Annotated in this window: 14 protein-coding genes; 4 read left to right on the top strand and 10 right to left on the bottom strand. The window is 61.8% G+C overall.

Annotated features, from left to right (window positions below):
• Positions 1 to 135 precede the first annotated feature (135 nt).
• Genes BLQ77_RS20860 through mobC form a run of 3 tightly spaced genes read right to left on the bottom strand, consistent with a single transcriptional unit; the run spans position 136 to position 2,008 of the window.
• Positions 136 to 837 carry an IS6 family transposase gene (locus BLQ77_RS20860; protein ID WP_047998185.1) on the bottom strand — a complete coding sequence of 234 codons (702 nt, stop codon included), beginning with the start codon at positions 835 to 837 and terminating at the stop codon, positions 136 to 138.
• A 57-nt stretch (positions 838 to 894) separates the two neighbouring features.
• Positions 895 to 1,434, bottom strand: a complete 540-nt coding sequence (locus BLQ77_RS20855; protein WP_242661802.1) for a relaxase/mobilization nuclease domain-containing protein — start codon at positions 1,432 to 1,434, stop codon at positions 895 to 897.
• Positions 1,421 to 2,008: a plasmid mobilization relaxosome protein MobC gene (gene mobC / locus BLQ77_RS20850; RefSeq protein ID WP_028095094.1), complete on the bottom strand. Its 588-nt coding sequence runs from the start codon at positions 2,006 to 2,008 to the stop codon at positions 1,421 to 1,423. The genes BLQ77_RS20855 and mobC overlap by 14 nt, the downstream gene beginning before the upstream one ends.
• 552 nt (positions 2,009 to 2,560) lie before the next feature.
• On the opposite strand from mobC, the gene BLQ77_RS20845 reads away from it, so the two are divergent.
• The 4 genes from BLQ77_RS20845 (at position 2,561) to BLQ77_RS20830 (ending at position 5,566) form a co-directional block, all read left to right on the top strand.
• Complete coding sequence (locus BLQ77_RS20845) at positions 2,561 to 3,280, top strand: ParA family protein (RefSeq protein ID WP_007803318.1); 720 nt, start codon at positions 2,561 to 2,563, stop codon at positions 3,278 to 3,280.
• 10 nt (positions 3,281 to 3,290) lie between these two features.
• The gene (locus BLQ77_RS20840; protein ID WP_040545943.1) at positions 3,291 to 3,932 is read left to right on the top strand and encodes a hypothetical protein; all 642 of its coding nucleotides are present in this window, start codon (positions 3,291 to 3,293) and stop codon (positions 3,930 to 3,932) included.
• A 161-nt stretch (positions 3,933 to 4,093) separates the two neighbouring features.
• A complete protein-coding gene (locus BLQ77_RS20835; protein WP_043754644.1) occupies positions 4,094 to 4,333 on the top strand; it encodes a hypothetical protein in 240 nt (79 codons plus the stop codon).
• 120 nt (positions 4,334 to 4,453) lie between these two features.
• On the top strand, positions 4,454 to 5,566 hold the full coding sequence (locus BLQ77_RS20830; protein ID WP_007803314.1) for a Fic family protein: 1,113 nt from the start codon (positions 4,454 to 4,456) through the stop codon (positions 5,564 to 5,566).
• Between the two features lie 50 nt (positions 5,567 to 5,616).
• On the opposite strand, the gene BLQ77_RS20825 is transcribed toward BLQ77_RS20830, so the two are convergent.
• The 7 genes from BLQ77_RS20825 to BLQ77_RS20795 form a co-directional block, all read right to left on the bottom strand.
• Positions 5,617 to 6,450, bottom strand: a complete 834-nt coding sequence (locus BLQ77_RS20825) for an MBL fold metallo-hydrolase (RefSeq protein WP_223866017.1) — start codon at positions 6,448 to 6,450, stop codon at positions 5,617 to 5,619.
• A gap of 225 nt (positions 6,451 to 6,675) precedes the next feature.
• Complete coding sequence (locus tag BLQ77_RS20820) at positions 6,676 to 7,242, bottom strand: biotin transporter BioY (RefSeq protein WP_009503125.1); 567 nt, start codon at positions 7,240 to 7,242, stop codon at positions 6,676 to 6,678.
• Positions 7,243 to 7,291: 49 nt separating this feature from the next.
• A complete protein-coding gene (locus BLQ77_RS20815; RefSeq protein ID WP_089962667.1) occupies positions 7,292 to 8,458 on the bottom strand; it encodes an acyl-CoA dehydrogenase family protein in 1,167 nt (388 codons plus the stop codon).
• Entirely contained in the window at positions 8,455 to 10,530 is a 2,076-nt protein-coding gene (locus BLQ77_RS20810; RefSeq protein ID WP_242661801.1) for an acetyl/propionyl/methylcrotonyl-CoA carboxylase subunit alpha, read from the bottom strand. Before BLQ77_RS20810 ends, BLQ77_RS20815 begins: the two co-directional genes overlap by 4 nt.
• Positions 10,455 to 11,246 (bottom strand): crotonase/enoyl-CoA hydratase family protein, encoded by a 792-nt coding sequence (locus tag BLQ77_RS20805; RefSeq protein WP_009503122.1) that lies wholly within the window; start codon positions 11,244 to 11,246, stop codon positions 10,455 to 10,457. Before BLQ77_RS20805 ends, BLQ77_RS20810 begins: the two co-directional genes overlap by 76 nt.
• A gap of 10 nt (positions 11,247 to 11,256) precedes the next feature.
• Positions 11,257 to 12,855: an acyl-CoA carboxylase subunit beta gene (locus BLQ77_RS20800; RefSeq protein ID WP_089962663.1), complete on the bottom strand. Its 1,599-nt coding sequence runs from the start codon at positions 12,853 to 12,855 to the stop codon at positions 11,257 to 11,259.
• A 99-nt stretch (positions 12,856 to 12,954) separates the two neighbouring features.
• Positions 12,955 to 13,785, bottom strand: a complete 831-nt coding sequence (locus BLQ77_RS20795; protein ID WP_089962661.1) for an SDR family NAD(P)-dependent oxidoreductase — start codon at positions 13,783 to 13,785, stop codon at positions 12,955 to 12,957.
• Positions 13,786 to 13,792 lie beyond the last annotated feature (7 nt).

Raw genomic sequence — 13,792 nt, 5'->3', positions numbered from 1 at the left:
GCGATGAAGATTGATGTGCAAATCCCCGATATCGGCGATTTTTCCAATGTGCCAGTGATCGAAGTCACCGTGGCATTGGGCGGGTGTTGTCACGTTAACCTGTCGGCAATCGGCGAAGGCATCGCGTTAGTGGGATCAGGCGATGTTCGCAGCCGTTTTCCAGACATCAAGTGCCTGCAACCGATGGAAGCGGATGGTTAAGGCTGTGCGGCGGCAGGATGGGACAAAGAAGCAGTTTCGGGTTGCTGAGTGAACAGACACGAAGCGCTGCAAGCCGCCGGGTGATCGGTGTCCTTGCATCACCCGTTCCCGCTTTCGAAACGGCAGGTGGCTGTTCTCTGCGCGATTATTCAGGCCCTTGTGCGACCAATGATCCAAACCGGGCGCTACGTCGCGCTTGGCAGCGCCATAGGATCGCAGCTTGTCCGTTATAATCCGTTTTGGCACGAAGCCATGACGCTTGAGAAGTCTGAGCATCAGACGTTTCGCAGCCGGCTTATTCCGACTGGACTGGAGGATTTCATCCAGCACAACCCCATGTTGATCGACCGCGCGCCAGAGCCAGAATGGCCTGTCGGCAATCTTCACGACGACTTCGTCCAGATGCCAAACATCACCCGGACGGGCTTGCCTCCGTCGCAGATTCTGGGCGATCTGAGGCCCGAATTTGACCGTCCAGCGCCTGATGGTTTCGTAGGACACATCAATTCCGCGCTCGAGCAACATCTCCTCAACCTCACGCAGGCTTAGGTTGAAGCGCATGTAGAGCCAGACCGCGTGAGCGATAATCTGGGATGGAAAGCGATGGCGCTTGTAGCTGATAGCCGATGTCTGCATTGCAGTCAGATAAGAAGAAATCGCGACGCGAACAACAATAGGGCAGTTAACGTGACATCACCACATTTCGCCATCCTTGCTGCGGCGGTTCAGAACAATATGCGCATGTGGATGCGCGCGATCTTGGTGTATTGCAGCAATATAGTCGAATTGCGACCCCTCACCTTGAAAGAACTTCTCGCAGACCGCCTGGGTGATATCGCGCACCTCTTCACCCCTGGTCCCAACCGGGAATGCCATCAGCAGATGCGACGTATGGCCAAGCTTGGGGCTGTAGCGCTCGTTCCACTGGTTCTCGAACCGCCGCGCCACTCGGTTGATCTCGGCTTCCGAGAGCTGCTTCTTCCCGTCATGGGTGCCGCGACTGTCGAGGATATGGGTCGACTTTGTTGTGAGATATGTGAGCTGAGCCCGTAGCTGCGCCCCGGTGTGACAGCCCCCTTTCGAGATAGCCTTGAAGATCGCTGGCGAATAGCCGCGCGCGGCCCGAACCATCTGCGCGCCCCTGGAAAGCCCCTGCCAGGATCCCGAAACTCGGCTCCAGCCGCGGTCAAATAGCGCCGGGTCGATGCCACGGACCCGGTCACTCCGCGCCATTCTCATTCCTCTCGGCGAGGCCCGCCAGGGCAGAGCTGATCTCAAGGTCCAGCACGCTGCGCCGCGCACGCGACATCTCCTGGACCTGGTCGGCCAGATCGAAGACCAGACCCGCAAGGGCGCGGACGTCACGGTGACTTGAGGCCGGGTAGGACAGTCTCTCGCCCCGCACCTTGGCCTCGTTCAGACGTCGCGCGATCTGGTTCACGTTGTTGCCGACCCGGTTGAGCGCGGCGCCGAGGTTGCGCAACTCGTCACACATCTCGTCGTCGGGCAGGAAAACACCTTCGGCCGCCAGCATCAGGCGGCGCATGGCATCCGAGCGGTGCGCAATCCCGCGCCGCGACAGCGCCGCGTCGAACCGGCGCAGGTCGTCGTCCGAGACCCGGATCCCCACAACCCGCGATCGGCTGCCGTTCGCTGTCTGACGCTCATCCCAGTGGTTCACCACGTTGTAGATCGTCTTCAGGCTGACATCGTAGCGGGCTGCCAACGACACCGCGGAGACGCCGTTCCGGCGCTCTTGGGAGATGGTCGATCGTTCGATCACTGACAGTCTGCGGCGGCGGGGCATTTTGAAGTTAACGTTCCTATTTCTTGCCAACTTCGTACAAGCCCGCCGACTCCCAACGCAAGTGGAGTCGACCATAAGGGCTTGTACTCAATGTAGAAAATCGCCCTGCAGGGGCGATTTTCCGTCCTTTGTCAAATGGATCGCGCGTCGCGCTCATTGCACCACGCGATGCGGTCTCCGCATCGCGCATCGCGTCTTTCGCGCCCCGTCTCTTGCACCCCGCAAGACGGGTTTTGCTGCGTGCTAACCGGCTCGCGTCACCCGCAGAACGACATACGCGAGACTGCCTCCCGTCGTCTGGAGCGCGCTAACCGTCACCTGCATTCTGTCCGAAGCGCATCGCCAAGCGTATCCCGACACTTGGAGGGTGTGTGATGCCCCGCGGCGAATGCTGATGGCGCCACGGCAGACGTCGCACGGTCATCGCACAACGCCGCCCGCTGCATGCCAAACGCGGGTCGCATCCCGACTTCTGCTTGACCCCTCCGCCTCATGCGTTTAGCGACATTTGGGTATTATCGTTGCGATTCACTATTTTTGCGGAGGATCAGAATGCCGAACGAAAATCTTGTGGTGATCGCAGCGATGGCCCGGAAAGGGGGCAGTGGAAAAACGACGCTTTCGCGCGCCTTGATCAGCGCCGCGATCGCCGCCGGACGCAGAGTGATGTTGATCGACACGGACAGCACGAGAGTACTCGGTGCCTGGCATGCTCGGGCGGAAACCGGTGGGCTGAGTTCGCCGCTTCTCTGCTCGGTCACCGTCGAAAGCGTGGCGGGTGTCGAGGATCAGATCAATCAGGTCTACATGGCAGGCACGGCAGACTTCATCTTCATCGATACCGCAGGGGTCGGTGCCGAATGGTCAGACGGCATTGCGGTGCTTGCGGACCACATCGTGACGCCCGTCATGCTGTCGACGTCTGATTTCGATGTCGGAGCGCAGACTTCTGATTGGTTTGAGAAACTGAAATCCCGTGTTGACGACCCCTCCAGCCTTCCGCGCCACCACGTCGTCCTCAACATGGTCGACCCGAAAACGACCCGTGCTGACGCCGCCCTGATTGAAGAAGCGCTCACCCGTTTTCCGGTGATTGAGACCGTCATGATGCGACGAAACACTTACAAGGAGATGGATCAGAAGGGGCTTCTCCACGCCTTGGCGCTGGAAAAGCAATCCGATCCGAACCCCCTTATGCGTCCACATGTACGTCATGTCGTCGAGGCGCTTGAGGAGGCGACGGACATTCTCAACAACATTCTTGCTGCGTGAGGACAGTCGATTGCGCAAGAAGATCCCGACCATCACTAGGCCCGACCCAGCCTACGCCGCCACCCTGCAACAGGGTGACCGCGAGGTTCCCGAGAAGGAGGAAGAGGTACAGGTCACAGCAACAAAGACAGGCACCCCAGTCGCTGACGTTGGCGCTGATCGGCACGAGTCAGAGCGTGCGCCGAAAAGTGCCGTGGCGCCGCACCAAGTCACCGCGGAAAGCTCTGACCCGCATACCAGCCTGAGAGCTCCCGTTTCGGCACGAGCTTTGAGCCCGACCCGGAAGATCGACATCAGGGTCAACGCACTCGAACGACAGGAAGCAGCGCTGGAAACTTGTGGTGTTGAGCCGGCACATGTGGTGCGTGCCGCCCTGCGCCGTGCAGTCAAAGGCTGGCAACTGTCGCCGGTCTTCGCGCCAATTGCTGAGGAGCGGCGCACTCGAAACACGCAGTGGCAGGCCCGGACATCACTGGCAGTCGATGCGGCCAGCCTGGGTATGCTCCTTCGGGACCACGACCCCCTCGACGTCTTGAGTAAATGGGCTCTGATCCGCGGCCAAGTGGAACCACGCATATGGGGCGAGATCGACAAAATCTTGGAAGAAATTGCCGTTCGCGCTGCATCGCCGCATGAGCAGCACACACCGTAAGAGATCTATCTGAAAAGATAACTTGCATTTCGCCGGTGGATTTTCGCCCAACGGCAGAAGCTCGCCTTGCAGTTGCGGAAAACGTGGCGCTATTGAGCGTCATATAGATTTTCAGACCTCAGTGGTGACGAGTTACGAGGTCCATTTAGGAGGAACGCATTATGAACACGAAGCCCCGCCTGACTGGCGAACCGATCATGCGCATCCTCTGCAAGACATCTGAAAATCTGGTTGGCTACCTGTACCAATGGAACAATGGCGACGTGCAGCCTGCCTGGTTCGACGGCGCCATGGCGGACGTTCGCTATGAACCATTCATTCAAGCGACGGAACAGAACCCAGTCGATCCGAAGACCCCCAGACCGCGTCAGCAAGATCTGACGCACCTTGAAAAGGCCTAGCTCAAGGCCTCGCGTCGGTTTGTGGGTCATCCCATCCCGCAGGTCCTTTGAGCGATAGAGTTGACTTCTATGCCTCAAAAGTGATCTATCTGTGAGTTATAGAAAGGATATCTATAACTCATGGCTTGGAACTGGACGCTGCCTGATTGGCCGGATTTCCGGTATGACGCCTCCGCGCTGGAGCCGTTTGAGCAGACGTTCCTGCTGTCGTCCGGAGAAATCCTCGGCGCGGTCCATCATGTCAGCCAGCCGGAGCGCGAGCAACTCCGCATCGAACTGCTCAGCGAGGAAGCAATGCAGACGAGCGCCATCGAGGGTGAAATCCTCGACCGGCTCAGTGTCCAGTCTTCGTTGCGCCGCCATCTGGGCCTCGATCCGGACAGCTACCCTGCCAAACCGCGCGAACAGGGCGTCGCGGAAATGATGGTCGACGTCTATTCCAGTTTTGCAGAGCCGCTGACCCATGAGACGCTGTACCGCTGGCATCGAATGCTCCTGTCCCATGACAGTCGGTTGGAAACCATCGGGGCCTACCGACAACACGCCGAGGCGATGCAAATCGTTTCCGGCCGCCTTGACCGGCCCACGATCCATTTCGAAGCGCCGCCCTCGGAGCGGGTCATGCCTGAGATGGAGCGATACGCGGATTGGTACAACAAGACCGGGCCGGGGGGAGCAGAGCCGCTTCCAGCGCTGACGCGCGCAGGGCTAAGCCACCTCTATTTCGAGAGCATCCACCCATTCGAAGACGGCAACGGACGCTTGGGTCGCGCCCTCGCTGAAAAGTCGCTGGCGCAGAATATTGGCCAGCCGACCCTCATCTCGCTCGCCTTCACCATCGAGAAGCAGCGCAAGGCATACTACGACCAGCTCGAGCAGCATCAAAAAACGCTCGATGTGACCGATTGGCTCGTCTGGTTCGCGGAAGTTGTCTTGAAAGCCCAACAGGCAACACTCGACCGCGTCGGCTTCTTCATCAGCAAGGCACACTTCTACGATCGTCACAGAGACCACTTGAACGAACGCCAGGCCAAGGCCATCGCTCGAATGTTGCGGGAAGGCCCTGGCGGTTTCAAAGGCGGCCTCAGCGCCGACAACTACCTCAAGATCACCGGAACCTCACGCGCGACCGCGACCCGCGATCTGCAGGATCTGGTCGAGAAGGGCGTGCTCGCTCGAACCGGCGAGCGGAGGCACACGCGATACTGGTTGAAACTCGACTGGAGTGAATAAAAATTGCATGAAAACAACAATTTATAAAAAATCCGATAATCCGTTTTATGTTAATTTCGTCTCCAGTACGTTCCATCCTGCACCACCTGCGATTCCGAGAGAAGCTTCTCAAGATGCGCTGCAACATTTCGTTCTGCGGCCATTGCAATATGCGGATCGGATTTCCTGTAGACAGAAGCGGCAATGTTTTTCACCGTATCCGAGGTGTTCGCAAGGTGCGCGAGAATCTCCGCTTCCCGACGCTCCCGATTGGCGAGCAGCCGTTTGGCATAGGGTTGCGGATTCCGCAGAACCGGACCGTGACCCGGCAGGTAAATCTTGTCGTCACGCGCGATCAATCGCTGAAGCTGGGCACAGTAGTCGTGCATGTTGCCGTCGGGCGGGCTCACGATCGAACTGTTCCAACTCATTATATGGTCGCCGCTGAACAGAACCCCGTCCCGGCGCGCGAAGCAGAGGTGATCGCTCGCATGGCCCGGTGTGTGCAGGACAGTGAGATCAGCGATCATCTCTGCGTCCTCCAGGACTCCGTCAGGTTGAAACGCGTCGTCCGGAAAAACCCGCGAGACATACACCGGCAGACCTGTCTTTTCGCGCAAGACCGGGGCCGCGCCAAAGTGATCGGAATGGTGATGCGTGACGAGAATCCCGGTTGGGCTGGTTCCCAGATTCCGGATAATCGCGTCGAGGTGACCGCTGTCTTCCACCGGACCGGGGTCGATAACATACCGACCCTCGGATGTGTCGACGAGGTAGGTGTTCGTCCCATGGTAGGTCATCTTTCCAGGATTGTTCGCGACAATCCTCTGGATGCCCTCGGCCACCTGCACGCATTGCGCACGGGGAGGTTCCGGCTCTGCGAAAAACATGCTGCTCTTTGTCATTGGTTATCGCCACCGTTTGTCAGCCAACGCCCTGCGGCCCGAGGAAAGGACATCGCCCCCTTGGCCGCAAGACGTGAAATAAATTCCGCTGAACGACGGTGCATCCGGCGAAACAACAAGATGTGTCTCTCTGCCTTTGGTTTCGGCATCGTTACAGTCACCCCAAGACGGGATCCGGCGCCGGTCAAGCCGGCAACTGGAAAATGGAAGCCAAGCGTCCGGTCGTCACATGGCACAGCGATTGCGGAACCCCGTGAACAGCAGCACCGCAATCGCCGCCTTCGTGAGGTCCGCGAGCAGGAACGGGTAGAGACCTGCGCTCAGCAAATCCTGGCCATACCCGACAAAACCCCCCAACCAGAGCAGGCCGGTGCCATACATGAGTATCGACCCGAAAAGCACAGCGACAGTGGCGCAAAGTGCTGGCCCAACCCTTCCCAGCATTTGAACCACCCAGCCTGCCGCGCCCGCTGCGAGCACGAATCCAATCAGGAAACCGCCGGTAGGACCCATGATGTAGGCCAGCCCTGCCGGTGCGGGTGGCGTGCCCGCGAACACCGGAAGGCCAAACATGCCTTGCAGAAGGTACGCAGTGACGACAAGACCACTGCGTACCGGTCCCAGAAAAAGCCCAAGGCTCAGAACCACCAGCGTCTGGGTCGACATCGGGACCGGGTAGAAAGGCACCGCGACTTTCGCCGAGAGTGTCAGAAGAGCTGTCCCGATGAGTATTACAAAGAACTCTCGGGACAATCTTGCGACTGGCTGGCGCCGGGTGGTTTCGATGTTCATGACGTTGGTCCTCGTGTCAGCAGATCCTTGATTTTCCTTGAGCGATGGCTCACATGCGCTTGGCGACTTCTTCCAGCATGACCTCGCTCGCCCCGCCGCCAATGGCCTGCACGCGGGCATCGCGCGACATGCGTTCAACGGGCGTTTCGCGCATGTAACCCATGCCGCCGTGGAACTGCACACAGTCGTAAAGCACAGAGTTCACCAGCTCGCCGCAATAGGCCTTGACCATCGAGACCTCTTTCACGCAGTCGCGGCCCGCGGCGTCCTGCCTGGCCGCATGATAGACAAGCTGGCGACCTGCCTCGATTCGGGTCTGACAGTCGGCCAGCCGCTGGCGGATCGCTTGCTTGTCCCAGAGCACACCGCCGAATGCCTTGCGCTGCCTGACGTAGTCCAGGGTCATGTCCAGCGCGGTCTGCGCCTCGGCGCAGGCCATCGCGCCCAGCACGATGCGTTCGTTCTGGAAGTTCTTCATCACCGAATAAAAGCCTTTGTTGACCTCACCCAGCACGTCGCCGGCCGGGACTCGGACATCCTCGAAAATCAACTCGGCCGTGTCCGAACACAGCCAGCCGGTCTTGTTCAGCGCGCGTCCGACCGAGAAACCCGGCGTGCCCTTTTCGATCGCGAACATGGTGATCCCGCGCGACCCCTTGGCATCGGGGTCGGTCTTGGCCCCGACGAAGAAGATATCGCCATGCACCCCGTTGGTGATGAACATCTTGGTGCCGTTCAGCACCCAGTCCGACCCGTCCTTCACCGCGCGGGTCCGCATGCCCGCCACGTCCGACCCGGCGCCGGGTTCGGTCACCGCGACGGCGGCGATCTTTTTGCCCGAGGTGATCGAAGGCATCCAGCGCGCCTTCTGTTCCGAGGTGCCGGCGTTTTCAAGATGCGGCGAGGCCATGTCGGTATGCACCAGCACCGTGGCCGCGAAACCGCCAAAGGTGGACCGCCCGACCTCTTCCGCCAGAACCACGCTGGACATCACATCCAGCCCCGCGCCGCCGTATTCCTCGTCATAGCGCATGCCCAGAACGCCCAGTTCGCCCATCCGGCGCAGCACGTCGCGGGGCACCATGCCCTCCTCTTCCCATGCGTCGGCCTTGGCCGTCACCTCGGTTTGGATGAACCGGCGCAGCTGGTCGCGGATCATGTCGAGGTCTTCATTGAACGGGCCGGCGGCCGCGGTGATGGTGTCCTGTCTGGTCATGTCGTTTCCTCCGGGTCAAGTTTGACGAGTGGGGCGTGTCCGGCGACCGTATCGCCCGGCGCACAATAGATTTCCGTCACCACACCCGCGACCGGCGCGGGCAGGCTTTGCAGCAGTTTCATGGCTTCGAGCACCACGAGCGTGTCGCCGGCGGCGACCCGGTCGCCAAGCGCGACGCGCACCTCGGCAACGGCGCCCGGCATCGGGGCCGTCAGCAGGTCAGCGCCGCTTGCCCCGACGCTGGCGCGGGCAAGGTGTTGATCTTCCAGAGTGCGCAGGTCTGTCACGGTCATTCCCGCAGGGGTCTGCAGATGCACCCGCCAATGATCGCGGGCGCGTTCGACATGGGCGATGCGCGTGAAGGGGACCCCGTCGATGCGCCCGCTCAGGCGGCCGCCTGTCAGGACGGCGCTTTCGACGGTGATGCTCTGGCCGTCCGGAAACAGGGCGGCAAGCTCTGCGGGGGTGCCGGACAAGCGGATCGGCTCATCCCCGGATGTGGCCCAATAGGACGCAGCACCAGACCGTCCCGCAGGGGCCGTGATCCGCCATGCCCCGAGGCTTTGCCAGGGCGACCCGCCCGCCGGGGCAAGATGCATATGCAGCGCCATGGCGGCGAGACCTGTATCTCGGGCGTCGGGTGCGGGCTGTGACCAGCCACCCGGAAACATTTCGGACAGTCCCGAGGTGTGATGGCGAAACGCCTGGAAATCCGCATGGGTCAACAGCGCCCGCTGATAGGACAGGTTCAGCCCCACGCCGCCAACGGCGAAGGTATCAATCGCGGCGACGGCCCTGCGGATCGCCCCGGCGCGGTCCGCCGCATGGACGATCAGCTTGGCCAGCATGGAATCGTAGTGGTGCCCCACGACCGACCCCGCCGCGACACCGCTGTCCAACCGTACGCCTGCGGGCGGAGCCCACAGGGTGATCCGGCCCGTCTCGGGGCTGAAATTCTCGGCCGGGTTCTCGGCGGCGATGCGCACCTCAATGGCGTGGCCGTCGAACCGCACGTCCGATTGCGCCAGCGTCAGGGCCTCGCCCCGCGCGATGCGCAACTGCCATTCGACCAGGTCGATGCCGGTGATGGCCTCGGTCACCGGATGTTCCACCTGCAGGCGGGTGTTCATCTCAAGAAAGTAGTATTCGCCGCGCGCCGGATCGTAGAGGTATTCCACCGTCCCCGCCGAACGATAGCCGATGGACTGCGCCAGCCGCACCGCCGCCGACAGCATGTCATCGCGCACCGCCTCGGGCAGATCGGCGGCGGGGGCCTCCTCGATCAGCTTCTGGTGGTTGCGTTGAAGCGAACAGTCGCGGTCCCCCAGATGCAGCACCGTGCCGTAGCTGTCGCCCAGCACCTGCACCTCGACATGGCGGGCGCGGGGCGCGTAGCGTTCGAGGAAAACCGCCGCATCGCCAAAGGCGCCTTTCGCCTCGGCCCGGGCAGAAGCGATGGCCTCGGGCGCGTCGGCCAGATCGGTGACAAGGCGCATGCCGCGCCCGCCGCCCCCCGCGCTGGCCTTGACCAGAAACGGTGTGCCAAGCGCCTGCGCCTCTTGCAACAATCGCGCGTCGGATTGCTCCGCGCCGCGGTAGCCGGGCAGGACGGGCACACCTGCGGTCTCGGCGGCGGCCTTGGCCTCGATCTTCGATCCCATCATGGCAATCGCGCCCGGTCCGGGCCCGATAAACGCAAGACCCGCCGCCTCGACCGCAGAGGCGAAACCGGCGTTCTCGGACAAAAAGCCATAGCCGGGATGCACCGCGCCCGCGCCGGTCGCGCGGGCGGCGTCCAGAATCGTGGCGATATTCAGATAGCTTTCCGATGGTGCCGCCCCGCCGATGCAGACGGCGTGATCGGCTTCGGCCACGAAAGGCGCATCGCGGTCGGCCTCGGAAAAGACCGCCACCGTTTCCAGCCCCAGCTTGCGGCACCCGCGCTGGATGCGCCGGGCGATTTCGCCCCGGTTGGCGATCAGGACGCGAGTAAAGCTCATTTCACCCGCCAGGAAGGAATGCTCTTGTTGAGGAAACTGTTGATGCCTTCGATGCCTTCCTCGGTCTCCCAAGCGTCGGCCAGACGGTCGGCAGTGTAGATCATGTTGGTTTCCAGATCGTGGGCCGCGACATAGGCGATCAGCGCCTTGGTGTCGGCCACGGCCCCCGGCGCGGCCTGAAGGTGATCGTGCACCACATTTTCGATGGCCGCGTCCAGATCATCAGCGGCGACGACCTCGGTCAACAGTCCGATCCGTTCGGCGCGCGCGCTGTCGAACAGCGCCCCCGACAGCATGGTTTCGCGCGAATGCACCTTGCCGATGCGGGCCACGACATAGGGCGAGATATTGGCCGGCAACAGGCCCAGTTTGACCTCTGTCAGGCCAAACCGCGACCCTTCGGCGCCGATCGTGTAATCGCAGACCGAAATCATGCCGACGCCGCCGCCATAGGCCGGACCGTTGATCCGTCCGATCAGCGGTTTGGGCAGGGTATCGAGGCGGCGCAGCAATTGCGCCAGCGTCGCGCTCTGGTCGACCCGTTCGGCGCGGGATTTGTCGATATTCGACGAGAACCAGTTGAAATCCCCCCCTGCACAGAAGCTCTTGCCGTTGCCGGTGAGAACCACGATGCGCACCGTGTCATCGGCAGCCAGCGTCCCGGTTGCGGCGTAAAGCTCGGCGATCAGCGTACCGTTCAGGGCATTGTGCTTGTCCGGCCGGTTGAGCGTTACCGTGGCAACCCCACGCGCGTCGGTTTCGACATGAATGGTTTCATAGGTCGTCATGTTTTTGGCCTCACATTCTGAATACGGGCGTGTGGCGCCCTGCTTCGGGTACCGAACAGACGATCGCCAGACACAATCCGAGGATATCGCGGGTCTGACCCGGTTCGATCAGCCCGTCATCCCACAACCGCGATGTGGCGTAATAGGGATCGGACTGTTCGCCGTATTGGGCGCGCACCTGTGCCTCGATCTGCGCCAGATCGGCCTGCATCCTTTCAGGCTCGCCACCCTTCTGGCGACGCAGTTCCAACATCACGTTGCTGGCGATGTCGGCGGACATGGTGGCCAGTTCCGCTGTGGGCCAGGCAAAGAGGAAGTTCGGCCCAAAGCCGCGCCCGCACATGCCGTAATTGCCCGCCCCGTAAGATCCGCCCAGAAGGACCGACAGGCGCGGCACCTTGGCCACCGACATCGCATAGACCAGCTTGGCGCTGTCCTTGGCGATGCCGCCGCGCTCGGCCTCCGTCCCGACCATGAAGCCGGAAATATTGTGCAGGAACAAAAGCGGGATGTTCCGCTGGTCGCACATGGATACAAATTGCGCGCCCTTAAGCGAGCTTTCGGACAAAAGCGCGCCGTTGTTGGCCAGGATACCGACGCGATAACCATGGATGCGCGCCGTGCCGCAGACCAGCGTTTCGCCCCAGCCGGGCTTGAATTCGCGGAATTCGCCAGCGTCGATCATGCGCAGCAGAACCTCGCGCATGTCATAGGGTTCCTTGCGGTCGGCACTGATGACACCGAGCAGTTCGGACGGGTCATGCGCGGGCGCTTCGCGGGGCGTGTCGGGCTGCATCGGGCGCGATTGGCCAAGCTCGGCCACGATGTCGCGCATCAGCGCCAGCGCATGGTGTTCGTCCTCGGCCAGATGGTCCGAAACGCCCGAGACACGAGAATGCATCTCTGCCCCGCCCAGCGTTTCACCATCGACCTCTTCGTTGATCGCCACCTTGACGATGGAAGGCCCGCCGAGATGAATGCGCGCGTTACCGCGCACCATGATGACCTCGTCCGACAGCGCCGGGATATAGGCCCCGCCCGCCGTGCAACCACCGAACACGGCCGAGATCTGCGGCAACCCGCTGGCCGACATGTTGGTCTGGCGATAAAAGGAATTGCCGAAATGGCGGGCGTCGGGAAAGACGCGGTCCTGTTCGGGCAAATAGGCCCCGCCGCAATCCACCAGATACAGGCAGGGCAGCCGGTTTTCCGCCGCGATTTCCTGGGCGCGGATGTGTTTCTGCACGGTCTCGTGGTAGAATGAGCCTCCCTTTACGGTGGCGTCGTTGGCGATCACCATACAAGGCAGACCGTGGACGATGCCGATGCCGGTCACGATCCCCGATCCGGGGACCTCGCCACCGTATTGACCATAGGCGGCCAGCGACGACAGTTCCAGAAACGCGGTGCCCGGATCCACCAGCAGGTCGATCCGGTCGCGGACCAGAAGTTTGCCGCGCTTGCGGTGCCGGTCGACCATGTCGGGGCGCCCGCCCGACGTCGCCGCGGCAATGCGCGCGCGCAGGGTCTCGACGCGTTCGCTTTGCGCCGCGTGGTTGCGCGCATAGGTTTCGGATGCGGTCAGTACTGTTGTTTCGAGACGCGCCATGGGTCGGATATCCTGTTGCAGTTCGGGCAACCGTCATGCGGCTGCCCGGGAATCCCAATCGTCAGTCAGGACCCGAACACGCGGCCAAGTCGGCCGGTGCTAGATCACGAAGCCACCGCCGCAGATGATGTGCTGGCCCGAGATGAAGTTCGATTCCGGCGCACAGAACAGATAGACCGCGCCCGCGGCCTCTTGCGGTGTGCCGACCCGGCCCAGCGGGATCATCCGTTCCATCTGGGACAGAAGGTCGGGGTTCACGCCGACCTTGATCTCTTTTTCCTCGACCTTGATCGTGCTGTCGCCGTCCGCGCTGCCCTCGGTCAGGCGGGTTCGGATCGGGCCGAAGGCCACGGCATTGACGTTGACCTTGTAGCGGCCCCATTCCTTGGCCATCGTCCGGGTGACCCCCAGAATGCCGGACTTGGCGGCGGCATAGTTGATCTGGCCCGCGTTGCCGCCGGTGCCCGCGATGGACGAGATGTTCACAACCTTGCGGAACACCTCTTGTCCGGCGGCGGCTTCTTCTTTGGCCTTGGCGCTGATCACCGGCTGAGCGGCGCGCAGGATCTTGAAGGGCGCGGTCAGGTGCACGTCGATGATCGCCTGCCATTGTTCGTCACTCATCTTCTGAACGACGCTGTCCCAGGTGTAGCCGGCGTTATTTACGATGATGTCCAGCCCGCCAAAGCTGTCGACGCCGGTCTTGATGAACCGTTCGGCAAAGCCGTCTTCGGTGACGCTACCGGCACAGACCACCGCTTCGCCGCCAGCGGCGCGCACCGCCTCGGCGGTTTCATTGGCCGGGTCGGCATCCAGATCGTTGATCACGACGCGGGCCCCTTCCGAGGCCAGTTTGAGCGCGATTTCACGCCCGATGCCCCGGCCCGAACCGGAGACCAGCGCCACGCGCCCGTCAAGTTTGTCAGTCATGGTTTAT

Origin of the sequence: Salipiger thiooxidans, assembly GCF_900102075.1 — a bacterium.
GTDB lineage: Bacteria > Pseudomonadota > Alphaproteobacteria > Rhodobacterales > Rhodobacteraceae > Salipiger > Salipiger thiooxidans.
The sequence above is the reverse complement of the archived record's forward strand: the minus strand, read 5'-3'. Positions and strand labels throughout refer to the sequence as shown.

Bases quoted from the DNA above. Each gene is read 5' to 3' on its own strand.
- BLQ77_RS20860 (WP_047998185.1), bottom strand. From the start codon at position 837: ATGCAGACATCGGCTATCAGCTACAAGCGCCATCGCTTTCCATCCCAG.
- BLQ77_RS20855 (WP_242661802.1), bottom strand. From the start codon at position 1,434: ATGGCGCGGAGTGACCGGGTCCGTGGCATCGACCCGGCGCTATTTGAC.
- mobC (WP_028095094.1), bottom strand. From the start codon at position 2,008: ATGCCCCGCCGCCGCAGACTGTCAGTGATCGAACGATCGACCATCTCC.
- BLQ77_RS20845 (WP_007803318.1), top strand. From the start codon at position 2,561: ATGCCGAACGAAAATCTTGTGGTGATCGCAGCGATGGCCCGGAAAGGG.
- BLQ77_RS20835 (WP_043754644.1), top strand. From the start codon at position 4,094: ATGAACACGAAGCCCCGCCTGACTGGCGAACCGATCATGCGCATCCTC.
- BLQ77_RS20830 (WP_007803314.1), top strand. From the start codon at position 4,454: ATGGCTTGGAACTGGACGCTGCCTGATTGGCCGGATTTCCGGTATGAC.
- BLQ77_RS20825 (WP_223866017.1), bottom strand. From the start codon at position 6,450: ATGACAAAGAGCAGCATGTTTTTCGCAGAGCCGGAACCTCCCCGTGCG.
- BLQ77_RS20820 (WP_009503125.1), bottom strand. From the start codon at position 7,242: ATGAACATCGAAACCACCCGGCGCCAGCCAGTCGCAAGATTGTCCCGA.
- BLQ77_RS20815 (WP_089962667.1), bottom strand. From the start codon at position 8,458: ATGACCAGACAGGACACCATCACCGCGGCCGCCGGCCCGTTCAATGAA.
- BLQ77_RS20805 (WP_009503122.1), bottom strand. From the start codon at position 11,246: ATGACGACCTATGAAACCATTCATGTCGAAACCGACGCGCGTGGGGTT.
- BLQ77_RS20800 (WP_089962663.1), bottom strand. From the start codon at position 12,855: ATGGCGCGTCTCGAAACAACAGTACTGACCGCATCCGAAACCTATGCG.
- BLQ77_RS20795 (WP_089962661.1), bottom strand. From the start codon at position 13,785: ATGACTGACAAACTTGACGGGCGCGTGGCGCTGGTCTCCGGTTCGGGC.